At 40.7% G+C, this 629-nt stretch carries 1 pseudogene; it reads right to left on the bottom strand.

Annotated elements, in window-relative coordinates:
- Positions 1-582 (bottom strand): annotated as a pseudogene (locus E1171_RS00355) (hypothetical protein); the annotation flags it as partial.
- Positions 583-629: the final 47 nt, after the last annotated feature.

The following is a 629-nucleotide window of genomic DNA, read 5'->3' as shown; positions in this document are numbered from 1 at the left end:
AGATGCGAAATCTCCGTAAATCAAAGGGCTGGAGGTATTGCTATTGTCAATATAGAGTTTATTGCTACCCGTTTCATTGTAGCCGGCCTGATATCCTATAAAAACATTTGCATTTCCACTTTCATTTTGGAAGCCAGCCTCACTCCCTACAATAGTATTGTTACTACCCCAAAAGTTTGAGAACCCAGCATTGGCTCCTAAAAAGCTATTGGAATTTCCGGCTTGAATATTATGCCCCGCTTGATATCCTGTAAAAGTATTCCATGAACCGCCAAAATTATTACCACCGGGCTCAGAGGCACCTGCATAATAACCGATAAAAGTATTACCGTCGGCATCCACAGTTTGGAGACCCGCACGATAGCCAAAAAAACTATTATAAGAACCTCTTTGAATAATTTGTCCCCCTGAGCCGGGACCAAACACATTCCCTGTTTGCCCAAAGGAGGTTTGGAATGAACCTAAGCATGCTAGAAAAGCGATAATAGGGGAAAAACCTCTTAGCTGTTGATAGGCCCTTTTTCGGATAGAAGGTTTTTTTCCCCTCTTCTTTTTCTGAAAGCTGTTATTGGATGTTTCCATAGTTGGATTAAAACACCAACTAGAATTTGAGCAAAAAGTAAAATTCT

The sequence above is a fragment of the Xanthovirga aplysinae genome, from assembly GCF_009711365.1.
In the GTDB taxonomy this organism is placed as follows: Bacteria; Bacteroidota; Bacteroidia; order Cytophagales; family Cyclobacteriaceae; genus Xanthovirga; species Xanthovirga aplysinae.
Note: the sequence above shows the minus strand (reverse complement) of the source record. Positions and strands in the feature narration are given on the sequence as shown.